At 74.1% G+C, this 14873-nt stretch carries 12 protein-coding genes; 9 read left to right on the top strand and 3 right to left on the bottom strand.

Features of this window, described 5'->3' with window-relative positions:
• Window positions 1-205: 205 nt before the first annotated feature.
• From HD597_RS66685 to HD597_RS07405, 5 genes are all read left to right on the top strand, one after another.
• On the top strand, window positions 206-2392 hold the full coding sequence (locus tag HD597_RS66685; RefSeq protein ID WP_345694462.1) for an SWIM zinc finger family protein: 2187 nt from the start codon (window positions 206-208) through the stop codon (window positions 2390-2392).
• A complete protein-coding gene (locus tag HD597_RS07390; RefSeq protein ID WP_253740983.1) occupies window positions 2389-3729 on the top strand; it encodes a DUF5691 domain-containing protein in 1341 nt (446 codons plus the stop codon). The genes HD597_RS66685 and HD597_RS07390 overlap by 4 nt, the downstream gene beginning before the upstream one ends.
• Complete coding sequence (locus HD597_RS07395) at window positions 3726-4790, top strand: AAA family ATPase (RefSeq protein WP_253740984.1); 1065 nt, start codon at window positions 3726-3728, stop codon at window positions 4788-4790. Before HD597_RS07390 ends, HD597_RS07395 begins: the two co-directional genes overlap by 4 nt.
• Window positions 4787-7090, top strand: coding sequence for a DUF5682 family protein (locus HD597_RS07400; protein WP_253740985.1), 2304 nt, complete (start codon window positions 4787-4789; stop codon window positions 7088-7090). The genes HD597_RS07395 and HD597_RS07400 overlap by 4 nt, the downstream gene beginning before the upstream one ends.
• Window positions 7091-7208: 118 nt before the next feature.
• The gene (locus tag HD597_RS07405) at window positions 7209-8375 is read left to right on the top strand and encodes a VWA domain-containing protein (protein WP_253740986.1); all 1167 of its coding nucleotides are present in this window, start codon (window positions 7209-7211) and stop codon (window positions 8373-8375) included.
• 109 nt (window positions 8376-8484) lie between these two features.
• Here the strand turns inward: HD597_RS07405 and HD597_RS07410 are convergent, their stop codons facing one another.
• Entirely contained in the window at window positions 8485-9936 is a 1452-nt protein-coding gene (locus HD597_RS07410) for an MFS transporter (RefSeq protein ID WP_253740987.1), read from the bottom strand.
• A gap of 97 nt (window positions 9937-10033) precedes the next feature.
• On the opposite strand from HD597_RS07410, the gene HD597_RS07415 reads away from it, so the two are divergent.
• The 3 genes from HD597_RS07415 to HD597_RS07425 all read left to right on the top strand — a co-directional run bounded on the left by HD597_RS07415 (window position 10034) and on the right by HD597_RS07425 (window position 13242).
• Window positions 10034-10768, top strand: coding sequence for a TetR/AcrR family transcriptional regulator (locus tag HD597_RS07415; RefSeq protein ID WP_253740988.1), 735 nt, complete (start codon window positions 10034-10036; stop codon window positions 10766-10768).
• A 77-nt stretch (window positions 10769-10845) separates the two neighbouring features.
• Window positions 10846-12228: an MFS transporter gene (locus HD597_RS07420; RefSeq protein ID WP_253740989.1), complete on the top strand. Its 1383-nt coding sequence runs from the start codon at window positions 10846-10848 to the stop codon at window positions 12226-12228.
• A gap of 9 nt (window positions 12229-12237) precedes the next feature.
• Complete coding sequence (locus HD597_RS07425; protein ID WP_253740990.1) at window positions 12238-13242, top strand: enolase C-terminal domain-like protein; 1005 nt, start codon at window positions 12238-12240, stop codon at window positions 13240-13242.
• A 48-nt stretch (window positions 13243-13290) separates the two neighbouring features.
• On the opposite strand, the gene HD597_RS07430 is transcribed toward HD597_RS07425, so the two are convergent.
• On the bottom strand, window positions 13291-13521 hold the full coding sequence (locus tag HD597_RS07430) for a hypothetical protein (RefSeq protein ID WP_253740991.1): 231 nt from the start codon (window positions 13519-13521) through the stop codon (window positions 13291-13293).
• An 89-nt stretch (window positions 13522-13610) separates the two neighbouring features.
• Window positions 13611-14381 (bottom strand): ankyrin repeat domain-containing protein, encoded by a 771-nt coding sequence (locus HD597_RS07435; protein WP_253740992.1) that lies wholly within the window; start codon window positions 14379-14381, stop codon window positions 13611-13613.
• A gap of 92 nt (window positions 14382-14473) precedes the next feature.
• Between HD597_RS07435 and HD597_RS07440 the strand changes: the two genes are divergently transcribed.
• On the top strand, window positions 14474-14800 hold the full coding sequence (locus HD597_RS07440; RefSeq protein WP_253740993.1) for an ArsR/SmtB family transcription factor: 327 nt from the start codon (window positions 14474-14476) through the stop codon (window positions 14798-14800).
• Window positions 14801-14873: the final 73 nt, after the last annotated feature.

The raw sequence follows: 14873 nt of genomic DNA on the forward strand, positions 1-14873 counted from the left end.
CGCTGGCGGCTTGTGCCTGCTCCGCCGGGACGCTGGCGGCTTGTGCCTGCTCCGCCGGGACGCTGGCGGCTTGTGCTGGCTCCGCCGGGCCGCTGGCGGCGGCTCCTGCCTGCCGGCGGCTGAGGTGAGCGGGGGCTGAAACCGGACGTCCGGGATCATCCGGACCCCGCGCGGATTGTCGGTCCACCTGAGTAATCTGCGGCAGGTGACTGAACGGTGGAGCCGCGACCAGGTGCTCGCCCTCGCCCCCGACGCCTCGTCCCAGAAGGCGGCGCAGGGGGTGGCGGCGGCCGGCAAGTGGTCGCTGCGCGGCACGACGGGCAGGGTGCTGTACGGCGAGTGCAAGGGCAGCGGCGCCCGCCCCTACCTGGCGGCCGTCGACCTGAGCGAGCCCGCTTACCGGTGCAGCTGCCCGAGCAGGAAGTTCCCGTGCAAGCACGCGCTCGGGCTGCTGCTCCTGTGGTCATCTGACGGGGTGCCCGCCCAGGAGGCGGCGCCGCAGTGGGTGACGGAGTGGCTCGACGGGCGCGCCGAACGCGCCGCCAAGTCGGCGGCCCGGCTCGACGCCGCCCGCGCCCGCCTGGCCACCGACGGCGACCCACACCCGGCCTCCGCCCCCTCGGCTTCAGGCAGGGCCGCCTCGACCTCGGCCCCTTCCACCTCGGGCACGGCTGCCTCCGACTCCGACCTGGCGGCCTCGGGCATGACGCCTCCAGCCCCAGGCGCGGATCCTTCGGCCGCCGACCCTTTGGCCCTGGCCCCCTCGGCATCCAGCTCCTCAGCCCTCGGCTCCAGCTCCTCAGCCCTCGGCTCCAGCCCTTCAGCCCTGGGCTCCGGCCCTGCGGTGCCGGGCGCCGGGCTGGGCGCTCCCTCCGGTGTGGGCGCGGCCTCGGGAGCGGTGGCTGCTCAGGCAGGCGGTGCTGGCGGTGGCTCGGGGGCGGGCGACGAGCCTGCCCGCGGTGCGACCGGCGGATCTCGGACCGGTGCCGGGGCCGGCGCGGGCGCTGAGCGTGGCGGGCAGGGCGGGGTCTTGGCGGGCTCCGGCGGCCGGGTGGAGTCCGTACGTCACCAGCGGGTCGCAGCCGGGCTGGCCGAGCTGGAGCGATGGCTGGCCGACCAGGTGCGGCAGGGGCTGGCGGGGGCCCAGGAGCACGATTGGGAGGGCCTGGCCAAGCGGCTCATCGACGCCCAGGCGCCCGGAGTGGCGGGCGTCGTGTCCCGGCTGGCACGGGTGCGCGCCGAGGAGGGCTGGCCGGGCCGGCTCCTGGAGGAGTACGCCCTGGTCAACCTGCTCGCCATCGCCTACCGCCGCCGGGCCGGCCTGCCGGCGCCCCTGGCCCAGACCGTCCTGATCCGCACCGGTTTCCCCATCACGAGGGAAGAGGTCCTGGCGGGCCCGCCGGTGCGCGACCACTGGGACGTGCTGGGCAGGCGTGACGAGTCGCAGGACCGGCTGACGGCCCGCCGCGTCTGGCTCCGGGGCCGCCACACCGGCCGTCCGGCCCTCATCCTGTCGTTCGCCCCCCAGGGCCAGCCGCTGGACGCCTCCCTGGTCACGGGCACGACCATCGACGCCGACCTCACCTTCTACCCGGGCGCCGCCCCCCTCCGCGCCCTCGTGGCCACCCGCCACGCCCTCGTCCCCCCGCCCACCATGCCACCCGCATCTCCGCCCACCACGCCACCCGCATCTCCGGCCGCCGCACAAGAGCCCGCCGCGCAGCCGGATGCCCCGCGACCGCCCGCGGCGCCGGCGTCCCCGCCCGTCGCGCCGGCACACTCCCCACCCGCCGCGTTGGCACAGGACGCGCCCGCAGCATCGCCGCCATCCCTGGCCGCTGCGCCGACACAGGACCCGCCCGCCGCGTTGGCACAGGACCCGCCCGCCGCACCGCCGTCCCTGGCTGTTGCGTCGGCACAGCCCCCGGTCACCGCGCCGTCGCCGTTCCCGGCTGTCGCGCCGACAGAGCCCCCGCCCGCCGCGGCGCAGTCGGCCACGCGACCGGCCATGCCGCCACCGACCACGCCCTCCGCCGCACCACCCGCCACGGCGATGCCCGGCACGGCGGTGCCCGGCACGGCGGTGCCCGGCGCGCCCGCTGGGCGGTCCGGGCTCGTGCCGCCCGGGATGTCGCCCGACGAGGCGCTCGACGAGGTGGCGTGGGCGCTGGCCGAGGATCCATGGACAGAGTCGTGGCCGCTGGTCATCACCGGCGTGGTCCCCGGCCGCACCACCATCGGCGGCCTCCCCCTCCACCCGCGCGCCCACGACCCCTGGCGGCTGATCGCCGTCTCCGGCGGGCAGCCGCTCACCGTGGCGGTCGAGTGGACGCCACAGGGCCTGCGCCCCCTGACCGCCTGGGACGACGACGGAACGGCGGTGATCCTGTGACCGGCTGGGACGACCTGGCCTCGACGGCGCTCGTGGGCACCGACCGCAGACCGTACAGGGGCGACCTGCTCGAAGCGGCGGCCGTCGAGGTGGCGCGGCGGCGCGCGGGCCGCAAGGCGAACGAGCCCGGCGGCGTGGAGCCCGCGCCCGGTGAGGAGCGCGAGGCGGTGAGCAGGCGGGCGGCCGAGCGGCTGGGCAGGCTGCTCGGCGGCGAGCATGAGAGGCTGATCCCCGAATGGCTGGCCGCGGCCGCCGCCACCGGCCGCAGGGTGCCCGCGTACGTGCTGCCCGAGCTGCTCGAACGCGGCCGCCGCGACCGTTCGATCAGGGTGCATCTCGGCGTGCTGGCCGGGCAGCGCGGCCGCTGGCTGGCCGGCCTCAACCCCGCCTGGGCGTACCTGCTGGAGGAGCCCACGGGCGAGACGTGGGAGCTGGGCGGCGCCGCCGACCGGCGCGCCCACCTGTGCGCGCTCAGGGCGGCCGACCCCGCCCAGGCCAGGCGGCTGCTGGAGAGCACGTGGGAGCGCGAGACGCCGGACGACCGGGCCGGGTTCGTGGAGGTGCTGGCCGAGGGGCTGAGCATGGCGGACGAGCCGTTCCTTGAGCAGGCGCTGGACGACCGCCGCAGGGAGGTGCGCCAGTCGGCCGCCAACCTTCTCGCCCGCCTGCCCGGCTCGCGCCTGTCGCAGCGCATGGCCGGGAGGGTGCGTGCCTGCGTGACGATCAGCGGCGACACGATCACCGTCGAGGCGCCCACGGCCTGCGACAAGGACATGGAACGCGACGGCGTGCGCCCGAAGCCGCCCCGCGGCATCGGCGAGCGCGCCTGGTGGCTGCAGCAGATCGTCTCCCGCGCCCCGCTGTCCTTCTGGGGCCGGCCGCAGGCCCTGCTGGCGATGAAGATCCCCGACTGGGACGCCGAGGTGAAGGCGGCCTGGGTACGCGCCGCGGTGCTGCAGCGCGACCCCGGGTGGGCGCGGGCGATGTTCGGCTGGGACCCGATCGCCGACCTGCTCGAATGTCTCCCGCCCGAGGAGCAGCAGGAGCTGGCCGCCAGGTTCGTGCGCGGCCACGACCTGGACAGCCAGTTGATCATGGTGCTGGGCGGCGTGTCGTCCCACTGGCGCGAGGGCCTGGCCACGGCCGTCCTCAGCAAGATCGTGAAGGTGAACGCCACGCAGCCGTGGAACCTCGGCGAGCTGGTCAAGCTGGCAGGCGAGCACATCGACCCGGCCCTGTTCGAGCTGGCCGAGGACTACTCGCCGGCCGAGCCCATCCAGCAGGTCGCCGCCCTGCTGCGTTTTCGTGCTGACATGTACAAGGAGCTCTCCCGATGACCGTTCTGCGCCCGCACGCGGAAGACCAGTACGCCGAGGAGCTGGCCGTCCTCGCCAAGGACGACGACCGGCCCAGGCCGCCGGGCTGGAAGCTCTCGCCGTGGGCGGTGACCACGTACGTCCTGGGCGACGGCGACCGCATCACCCCCAAATACGTCGGCGCGCGCCGCATCGTCGAGGTGGCCGTGGCGACGCTGGCCACCGACCGCGCGCTGCTGCTGCTCGGCGTGCCCGGCACCGCGAAGACGTGGCTGTCGGAGCATCTGGCCGCCGCGATCAGCGGTGACTCGACGCTGCTCGTGCAGGGCACCGCGGGCACCGCCGAGGAGGCCGTCCGGTACGGCTGGAACTACGCCCGGCTGCTGGCCGAGGGCCCGTCGATGGACGCGCTGACCCCGTCGCCGGTCATGCGCGCGATGGCCGAGGGCCGGGTGGCCCGGGTGGAGGAGCTCACCCGCATGCCCTCCGACGTGCAGGACGCCCTGATCACCGTGCTGTCGGAGAAGACGCTGCCGATCCCGGAGCTCAACCGCGAGGTGCAGGCGCAGAGCGGCTTCAACGTGATCGCCACGGCCAACGACCGCGACCGGGGCGTCAACGAGCTGTCCAGCGCGCTGCGCCGCCGCTTCAACACCGTCGTGCTGCCGGTCCCCGCCACCGCCGAGGAGGAGGTGGACATCGTCGCCCGCCGCGTCAGCCAGCTCGGCCGTTCCCTGGAGCTGCCGGAGACGACGACGGGGCTGGCGGAGATCCGGCGGGTGGTGACGGTGTTCAGGGAGCTGCGCACGGGGGTCACGGAGGACGGCCGCACCAAGGTCAAGTCGCCCAGCGGCACCCTGTCCACGGCCGAGGCCATCTCGGTCCTGACCAGCGGCATCGCCCTGGCCGCCCACTTCGGCGACGGGGTGCTGCGTCCGGCGGACGTGGCCGCGGGGATCGTGGGCGCGGTGGTGCAGGAGCCGGTGTCGGACCGGGTGGTGTGGCGCGAGTACCTGGAGACCGTGGTCCGCGAGCGTTCCGACTGGCGCGACTTCTACCGCGCCTGCCGCGAGGTGTCATGAACGGCGTGTCGGTCCTGGGGGTGCGGCATCACGGGCCCGGGTCCGCGCGGGCCGTGCGGCGGGAGCTCGAACGGCTGCGGCCCGACGCGATCCTCATCGAGGGCCCGCCCGAGGCGGACGCCCTGGTCACGCTCGCGCCCGGCATGGAGCCGCCGGTCGCGCTGCTCGCCCACGTGCCGGGCGCGCCGTCGCGGGCCGCGTTCTGGCCGTTCGCCGTGTTCTCGCCCGAGTGGCAGGCCATCCTGTACGGCACCTCGGCGGGCATCCCGGTGCGCTTCTGCGACCTCCCCGCAGCCCACTCCTTGGCCGACGACCGCGACGACCGCGACGACCTCGACGACCGCGGGCAAGGCGGCGACCGTGACGACGGCGGGGAACGCGGTGGACACGGTGGACGCGGCGGACGAGAGCCGGCGCAGGAGGACCCGATCGGTTCCCTGGCCGCCGTGGCCGGGTACGACGACCCGGAGCGCTGGTGGGAGGACGTCGTCGAGCACCGGGGCGGCGACACGCCGTTCGAGGTGATCGCCGAGGCCATGGCCGCCGTACGCGAGGGCCACCAGCCGGGCGAGCGTGAGGCCAGGCGCGAGGCGTACATGCGCAAGACCCTCCGCGCGGCCCTGAAGCAGGGTTTCGGCCGGATCGCGGTGATCTGCGGCGCCTGGCACGTGCCCGCGCTGACCGGCCCCCTGCCGTCCGTCGCCGCGGACAACGCCGTCCTGCGCGGCCTGCCGAAGGTGAAGGCGGAGCTCACGTGGGTGCCGTGGACGTACGGGCGGCTGGCCTCCTGGAGCGGCTACGGCGCGGGGATCACCTCGCCCGGCTGGTACCACCACCTGTTCGAGGCGCCCGACCGGCCCGTGGAGCGGTGGCTGGCGCAGGCGGCGGGGGTGCTGCGTGACGAGGGGCTGGCCGTGTCGTCGGCGCACGTCATCGAGTCCGTACGCCTCGCGGGCAGCCTGGCCGCCCTGCGCGGCAGGCCGCTGGCCGGGCTCGGCGAGGTCACCGAGGCGGCCAGGGCGGTGCTGTGCGAGGGCGACGACCTGGCCGTGGAGCTGATCCAGCGGCGCATGGTCGTCGGCGAACGGCTCGGCCACGTCTGCGACGGCACGCCGATGGTGCCGTTGCAGCGGGACCTGCGCGAGCAGCAGCGGCGGCTCAAGCTCAAGCCCGAGGCGCTCGACCGGGAGATCGACCTCGACCTGCGCAAGCCCCTCGACCTCGACCGCAGCCACCTGCTGCACCGGCTGGCGCTGCTGGGGGTGGGCTGGGGCATGCCGGGGCAGGCGCGCGGCAAGGGCACGTTCAGGGAGACGTGGACGCTGCGGTGGCGCCCCGAGCACGATCTCGCGCTCATCGAGCACGCCGCGCTCGGCACGACCGTGGCCGCGGCGGCGGCGCGGCGGGCCGGGGACCTGGCCGGGCAGTCGTCGGCGACGCTGGCCGACCTGACGTCGCTGGTGGAGCGGTGCCTGCTGGCGGACCTGCCGGGGGCGCTGCCGGACGTGCTCGCGGCGCTGTCGGCCAAGGCGGCGCTCGACACGGACGTCACCCGCCTGATGGCGGCGCTGCCCGCGATGGTGCGCGCGCACCGGTACGGCGACGTGCGCGGCACCTCGGCGGAGGGGCTGGCGGTGATCGTGCGGTCGATGCTGGAGCGGATCCGCGTCGGGCTGCCGGTGGCGGTGACGGGGCTGGACGACGAGGCGGCGGCGGACCTGCTCAAGCACGTGGACGCGGTGCACTCGGCCGTCGCCCTCCTGCCCGACCCCTCGGACGGCGCTCCGGACGGCGCTCCCGACGGGGCGTCGGACGGGGCTCCGGACGGGGCAGGGCCTCGGGGGCGGTGGCTGGGCACGTTGCGGGGCATCAGCGACCGGCAGGACCTGCACGGCCTCATCGAGGGCCGCCTGACCAGGATCCTGCTGGACTCCGGCGAGCTGGACGACGCCGGTGACCGCATGTCCAGGGCCATGTCGCGGGGCCAGGCGCCGGCGCGGGCGGCGGCGTGGGTCGAGGGCTTCCTGGCCGGGGGAGGGCTGCTGCTGGTGCACGACCCGCGCCTGCTGGCCCTGGTGGACGGCTGGCTGACCGGGCTGTCCGGCGAGCAGTTCACGGACGTGCTGCCGCTGCTGCGCCGCACGTTCGGCGCGTTCGCCGCGCCGGAGCGCAGGGCGATCGGCGAACGGCTGCGCTCGGCAGGCCGTGACGAGGGGGAAGGGGAGCAGGACGTGGACGAACGCCGCGCCGCGGCGGCCGTCGCCACCGTGCTCTCGATCATCGGAAGGGCGAGCGGATGAGCATCGGCCGGGCTACGCGAAGGTCGGCGCGATGAGTGCCATCGGGCGGCGCGTTGGGTGCGAAGGGGCCGGGCGATGAGTGCGGCCGGGCGGCGCGGTGGACGGAAGGGGCGGGGCGATGAGTGCGGCGGATGAGCGGATGCGGCGCTGGCGGATGGTGCTCGGCGGCGGGCCGGCCGACGGCACCGGGTGCGGGCTGGAAGGCGTGGACGCGCGGATGGACGCCGCCCTGGCCGCCGTCTACGACCAGGGCGGCCAGGGCGGCGAGGATGGCGACCGCAGGCAGGGCGGCCTGGGGGCGTCGGCGCCGCGGGTGGCCAGGTGGCTGGGCGACATCCGCACGTACTTCCCGTCCACGGTCGTCCAGGTCATGCAGAAGGACGCGATCGAGAAGCTGAACCTCACCAGGCTCCTCCTGGAGCCCGAGATGCTGGAGGCGGTGGAGCCGGACGTGCACCTGGTCGGCACCCTGCTCGCGCTCAACAAGGTCATGCCCGACCAGGCCCGGGAGTCGGCCAGGGCGCTGGTGCGCAAGGTGGTGGCGGACCTGGAGCGCAGGCTGGCGCAGAAGACCAGGGCCGCCGTGTCCGGGGCGCTGGACCGCTCGGCCAGGACACATCGGCCCAAGCGGGTGGCCGACATCGACTGGGACCGCACGATCAGGGCGAACCTGAAGAACTACCTGCCCGACAGGAACACCGTGGTCCCGTCCCGCCTGATCGGCTTCGCGCGCAGGCAGCGGTCGGTGCAGCGGGAGGTGGTGCTGTGCATCGACCAGAGCGGGTCGATGGCGGCCTCGGTGGTGTATTCGAGCGTGTTCGGGGCGGTGCTGGCGTCGATGCGGTCGCTGAAGACGTCGCTCGTCGTGTTCGACACGGCGGTGGTGGATCTCACCGATCAGCTGCACGACCCGGTGGAGGTGCTGTTCGGCACCCAGCTAGGCGGTGGCACCGACATCAACCGCGCCGTCGCCTACGGCCAGGGGCTCATCACCCGCCCGGCCAATTCCGTCTTCATCCTGATCAGCGACCTGTACGAGGGCGGGATCAGGCAGGAGATGCTGCGCAGGGTGGCGGCGATGACGCAGGCCGGGGTGCAGGTGATCGTGCTGCTGGCGCTGTCCGACGAGGGCGCGCCGTTCTACGACCACGAGAACGCCGCCGCCCTGGCGGCGATGGGCGTGCCCGCCTTCGCATGCACACCCGACGCCTTCCCCGACCTGATGGCGGCGGCGATCGAGCGCCGCGACATCGCGCGCTGGGCCGAACGGCACATCACACCCTGACGGCGCCCCCGCGCGCCCGGGCGGCGACGCGTCACGTCCTGACGGCGGGCCACCGCACCTGACGAGCACCCCCCGCGTCCCCCAGCCCGCCCAGCCGCAGGTGCAGGCGTCAGGCACCGTGCGGTGCCGGCTCCGGGCGGGCGCGGCGCGGCAGCAGGTACGACAGGGCGAACGTCAGCAACAACAACCCGACCTCCACCCACACCGTGACCTCCATCGACGCCCCGAACTCCCACTGCTCGGCGAGCAGCCCGAAGAAGAGCGTGCCGAGCACGGCGGTGCCGAACGCGCCGCCGAGCTGCTGCACCCCGGTGAGCGTGCCGGAGGCGGAGCCGCTCTCGTGCGGCTCGACCCCGGCCAGCACGATGTCGAAGAACGGCGCCATGGTCAGCCCCATCCCGACGCCCACCAGGGTCAGCCCGGGAGCGAGCTGCCAGCCGCTGACGTCGACCCCGGCCACGTGGATGGTGAGGGCGAGCACGGCCGCCCCGGCCGCCATCACGACGGTGCCGAGCTGCATGAGGCCGCGGCCCAGCTTCTCCTGCAGCCCGGCCATCGCCAGGCCGAAGCCGGCGACGCCGCCGATGGCCTGCGGCAGCGCGGTCAGACCGGCCTGGAGCGGCGTGAACCCGAGCCCGGCCTGCGTGTAGAAGCTGAAGACGACGCCGAAGCCGGTCATGCCGGAGAAGAAGGCGAGGCCGGCGACGAGGCCGCCGACGAAGGCCCGCTTGCGGAACAGGGAGGGCGTGACCAGCGGGTCCCGGCCCGACCTGGCGCGGCGCGACTCGTACCGGGCGAAGAGGACGAACAGCGCGGCGGAGGCGGCCATCGACACGAACGTCCAGGCCGGCCAGCCCGCCTCGCGGCCCTGGATGAGCGGGAAGATCAGCAGGAACGCGGCGACCGAGACGAGCGCGACGCCGGGCAGGTCGAGCCGGGTGGCGTTGGAGAGGCGGAACTCGGGCAGGAAGCGCAGCGCGGCCAGCACGGCGGCGAGCCCGAGGGGCAGGTTGATCAGGAAGATCATGCGCCAGCCCGTGCCGAAGAAGTCGGCGTCCACCAGCCAGCCCGCCAGCACGGGCCCGCCGACGGAGGAGATGGTCATGACCGGCCCGAACATGCCGAACGCCTTGCCCATCTCCTGCGGCGGGAACATCTCCCTGATCAGCCCCAGCCCCTGCGGCAACATCACGGCTCCGAACAGGCCCTGCACCGCCCGGCCCGCGACCAGCATCTCGGGGCCGGCGGCGATGCCGCACAGCAGCGAGGCGACGGTGAAGCCGGCGGCGCCGATCACGAACATGCGCTTCCTGCCGTACAGGTCGCCGAGCCGCCCGCCGGTGATCAGGCCCACGGCCATGGCCAGGGTGTAGCTCGCGCCGAGCCACTGCACGAGGCTCTCCGAGCCGCCGAGCTCCTCCTGGATCGTGGGCGCGGCGATCGCGGTGACGAGCGCGTCGAGCAGGTCCATGACCTCGGCGGACAGGATCACGAACAGGGCGACCCAGCGCCAGCGGTACGGCGGGGCCTCGGTCGTCGCCCCTGAGGCGGTGACTGTCATGACAACTCCTTCAAACGGTGTTCTAGCCAACGAACGACGTTCGTCAACGAACACCGTTTTAGTTACGAACAGCGTTCGTGTCAAGTACAGTGTTCGCATGAGCAAGGACTCCCGTGACGTGCCGGCGCCCCCGTGGCGCAAGTCGCGCCGCCCGGCGCAGGTCAAGCGGCAGCTCAGCCAGGAGCTGATCGTCGAGACCGGGCTGCGCATCCTCGACGCCGAGGGGTTCGACGCGCTGAGCATGAGACGGGTGGCCCAGGAGCTCGACACCGGCCCCGCCTCGCTGTACGCCCACGTGTCCGGCAAGGAGGAGCTGCTGGAGCTGATCTACGACCGGGTGCTCAGCGAGGTGCGGCTGCCGGAGCCCGACCCGGCCCGCTGGAAGGAGCAACTGCGGGAGTACGCCCAGGAGGTGCACCGCGTCTTCCGCGAGCACGCCGACGTGGCCAGGGCGGCTCTGGCCAACATCCCGACGGGCGAGAGCTCGCTGCGCGCGGGCGAGTTCACGTACGGGCTGCTGATCGAGGCCGGCATGCCCCCGGCGGAGGCGTCCCTGGCGATGGACCGGCTCACGCTCTACCTCGTCGGCGACGCCTACGAGGGCTCCCTGCACTGGGCGCGGATGCGCGCGGCCGGGATGAGCGGGCCCGAGGAGTACTTCCAGGCGTTCGTCGCGCAGATCATCTCCTACTACCAGGGGCTTCCGCGCGAGCGCTTCCCGCACCTGAGCGAGCACGTGATGGACCTGACCGCCGGCGACGGCGAGGACCGCTTCACCTACGGGCTGGAGCTGCTGCTCGACGGCATCGAGGCGCGCATGCCCAAGGCCTAGGCCGCAGGGCCTTAGGGCGAATTGCCTAGGCCCTGCGCCCGATGTGCTGAGCTGGGCCTTCGCCATAGTTTGCCGGTATGACAACGACTCTTGAAAGCCCCGTGGGGACCCCGGCGAGCGTGGTCTCGCCGCAGTACCGCGCGCTCAGCATCGGGCTGGTCGCGCTGGTCACGTTGCAGGCCTTCGAGGCCATGGCGGTGGCCACGGCGATGCCCGTGATAGCCCGCGAGCTCGACGGCATGCACCTGTACAACCTGGCCTTCAGCGCCACCCTCGCGGCCAGCGTGATCGCGACGGTGCTGGGCGGACGCTGGAGCGACGTGCGGGGGCCGCTCCAGCCCATCGGCGCCGGCGTGGTGACGTTCGTGGCGGGGCTGCTGCTGGCGGGGCTCGCGCCGACCATGGAGTTGTTCGTCGCGGGCCGGTTCGTGCAGGGGCTCGGGACCGGGCTGACGCAGGTGGCCTTGTACGTGCTGGTGGCCAGGGCGTACCCGCCGGCGATGCATCCCCGGGTGTTCGCCGCGTTCTCGGCGGCCTGGGTGGTGCCCTCCATGATCGGCCCGGCCATCGCCGGCTTCATCGCGGAGAGCTTCGACTGGCGCTGGATCTTCCTCGGGGTCATCGTGGTCGTCATCCCGTCGGCGCTGCTGCTCTGGCGCGGGACCGCGGGCAGGGCCGTCCAGGACGGCGTCGCCGAGCCCGCCCCCGGCCTCGGCCGCAAGCTCCTCTTCGCCACGCTGACCGCCGTCGCCGCCGCCCTCATCCAGTACGGCAGCGCCCTCAAGCTCGCCGGCCTGCCCCTGCTCGCCGCCGGCATCGTCCTGCTGGCCGTGTCGCTGCCGAAGCTGCTGCTGCCGGGCTCGATGCGGGCCGCCCGCGGCCTGCCGACCGGCCCGCTGCTGCGCGGGCTGGCGTTCGGCTCGTACACGGCGGCCGAGGTGCTCATCCCGCTCATGCTCAAGTACGAGCGCGGCCTGAGCGTCACCGCGGCCGGCATCGTGCTCACCGTCGGGGCCCTCGGCTGGTCCACCGGCTCCTGGCTCAAGGGCCGCGGCATGATCGGCAACATGGCGGCCCTGCGCGGCGGCGCGCTGCTGATCGCGGCCGGCATCTCGCTGGTGACGCTCGTCCTGATCGACCCGGTGCCGCTCGTGCTCGCCCACGTGGGCATGGCCGCCGTCGGCCTGGGCATCGGCATGCTGCACCCGACCGTGTCGGTGCTGGTGCTGGAGATGTCGAAGGAGGGCGAGGAGGGCAACAACACCGCGGCCGTGGGCGTAGGCGAGTCGGTGTTCACCGTGGTGGCCGTCGCGGTCAGCGGAGCCCTGTTCACCGCCGCCGCGCAGAACTACGCGGCCGGTCTCGCCTTCACCGTCGGGCTCGCGCTTCTGGGCGCCGTGCTGGCCCCGCGTTTCGTTCACTCCCGGGCAGCGGGCACTATGGAGGGAACCGCGTCATAAGGGGGGTACATGCCGCGAGTGCGGGAGCTCGAGGTCTTCCGGCTTCTCCTGCCGTACGGCAGGAGAACGGAGACCCTGCTCGTGAAGCTCACCGACCACGGGGGGATGACCGGGTGGGGTGAGGCGACCGCTCCTGCGGCGAAGACCTGGTCGAGGCTGGAGGAGTCGCTGGCGGCGACGCTGGTCGGGCTGGACTGGGAGCATCCCGACACGGTGGCCGGCGGTGACTCCGCTGTGGACATGGCCTGCTGGGACCTGTGGACGAGGATGCGCGGGGTGCCGCTCGCCGAGGCGATCGGCGGCACCCGCACCTCGCTCATGGCCACGGTCCGGCTGGCGCCGGACCCGTCCGTCGAGAGCCTCGTGTCGCGGGTCAACCAGCAGGTCTGCGCCGGGTACGGGCACGTCACGCTGGACGTCAGGCCGGGCTGGGACGTCGAGCCCGTACGCGCGGTGCGGCAGGCGTACCCCGCGCTGACCCTGGCCGTCGACTGCGGCAACGCCTATTCCGACCACGGCCAGCTCGTCGCGCTCGACTCCTACGGCCTGGAGGTCATCGAGCGGCCCTTCGCCACCTCCGACGTCTACGCCCACGCCTCGCTCCAGGACCAGGTGACCGCCTCGGTGGCGGTCGAGGCCGGCTCCTCCGCCGAGCTGGACGACTACCTGACGATGCGGGCGGCGCGGGTGCTGCTGCTGCGGCCGGCAGCGTTCACCTCGCTGTCGGAGGTCCGGCGCGCGCACGACAAGGCCGCGGCGGCGGGCTGGGACATCCAGTGCACCGGCGGCCAGGGAGCGGGCCTGGCAAGGGCGGCGACGGTGGCGGTGGCCAGCCTGCCGGGCTGCACGCTGCCGTGCGACGTCACGCAGCCGCCCCGGCAGAACCAGATCGTCACCCCGATCGTCGGCGCGAACGCGGGGGTCATCGCGGTGCCGCTGACCCAGTCGGGGCTCGGGCACGACATCGACGAGGCGCGGGTGCGGCGCCTGGCCAAGGAGTCGTTTCGCGCGTGACGCCGGCGCGTGAGCCGGGCGTGACGCCGGTTCGGGAGCCCGGTGGCGTCAGAGCGTGAGCTGGTTGTGCCAGTTGATGCCGCCGATGATGTCGGACAGGAAGTAGAAGTGCCGGCCCGTCTGCATGAGCGCGTGACGGACCGCCTGGGTGGTGCCCGTCACGCCCGGCACCGGGTCGAGGCCCGCCGGGCGGCCGGCTGTGGCGACCGGCGCCAGGGCGGTGACGAGGCCGGTGGTCAGGGCGGCGGTGGCGAGCAGTAGCTGGGCGCGGCGGCGCATGTCGGACCTCCTGGGTGATGAGATTCCGCCCAGGAGACCACGGCCCGCCAGGGTCCGGCCGGATGCGCCACAGCGGCGAGGCAGGATCTTTACGCTCCCGCGCTCATTCCGGGGCTTCCACGTTCACCAGGGCCCGCGTTCAGCCGGGCCTGAAGGAGGCGGACGATCTCGGCGTGCCCGGTGCCCAGGCAGGTCTCCGACCGGAGCCGGCCCTCGCTGTCGCGTACCTCGGCCACCACCCGCACGCCACCCCCTTCGGCCCGCTCGCGCCGCACGACGATCCGCGCGCCCTCCGGAGCGAGCTGCCCGGCCCGCGCCCGCACCTCGGCCTCGATGTCCCGGCCGGCGTACCGCCGGGCCAGTTCGAGAGGACGCGCCGCCGGAGTGGCGCCATGGTCGAGCAGCGCCTGGACCAGGGCCGCCGAGCCGCGCTCGGCGGCGCGGGAGAGCGGGGTGTTGCCGGCGGAGTCACGCAGGCCGGGGTCGGCGCCCCGGCCGAGCAGGGCGCGCGCGACGGCCACCCGGTCGTTGGCCGCCGCCCAGTGCAGGGCCGGCATGGCCCCGGGCGCCTCCGGCCGGTCGGGGTCGGCGCCCGCGTCGAGCAGCGCGTTCACGGTGTCGAGGTGCCCCCAGCAGGCGGCCGCGCACAGCGGCAGCCCCTCACCGTCGCCCTCGCTCTCGCGGTCCGGGTCGGCGCCCGCCGCCAGCAACTTCCGTACGACTTCGGCGTGCCCCTGCACGGCCGCCAGGTAGAGCGCCGTGCCGTCCGGCGCGTCGGGAGGCGTGCCGGCCGCCAGCAGCCGCCCGACCTCCTCGGCCTGCCCGGTCATCGCCGCCGACCGCAGCTCCTCATCGCTCATCGCACCCAGTCTGTACGCCCCTCCGCGCCGCGACCACCGGTTTTCCCATGTCATATCGAGGTTCCGCGAAATGTCGGCCTATACTCGTACCGATGGCTCAGGACGACACCTCCGCGCACCTCGTCGAGGTCTTCAAGGCGCTCGCCAACCCCGTGCGCCTCCAGGTGCTCCAGTGGTTGCGCGACCCCGAGGCGCACTTCCCGGTGGAGACCGGCATCGCCGACCCGCACGAGGTCGGCGTCTGCGTGAGCCACATCCAGGCCAAGCTCGGCCTCGCCCAGTCCACCGTCTCCGCCTACATGGCCGCGCTGGAGCGCGCCGGGCTGGTGCGCTCCACCCGCGTGGGGAAGTGGACCCACTACAAGCGCGACGAGGAACGCATCTCGCGCCTCGTGGACGTGCTCGGCCACTCGCTCTGACAGCGCCGGGTCACCGGCATCCGCCTCCAGCCTGTACGCTCATATCGAAAATATGCGATATGTCGATGGAGGA

It is taken from the genome of Nonomuraea thailandensis, from assembly GCF_024172165.1.
Lineage (GTDB): Bacteria > Actinomycetota > Actinomycetes > Streptosporangiales > Streptosporangiaceae > Nonomuraea > Nonomuraea thailandensis.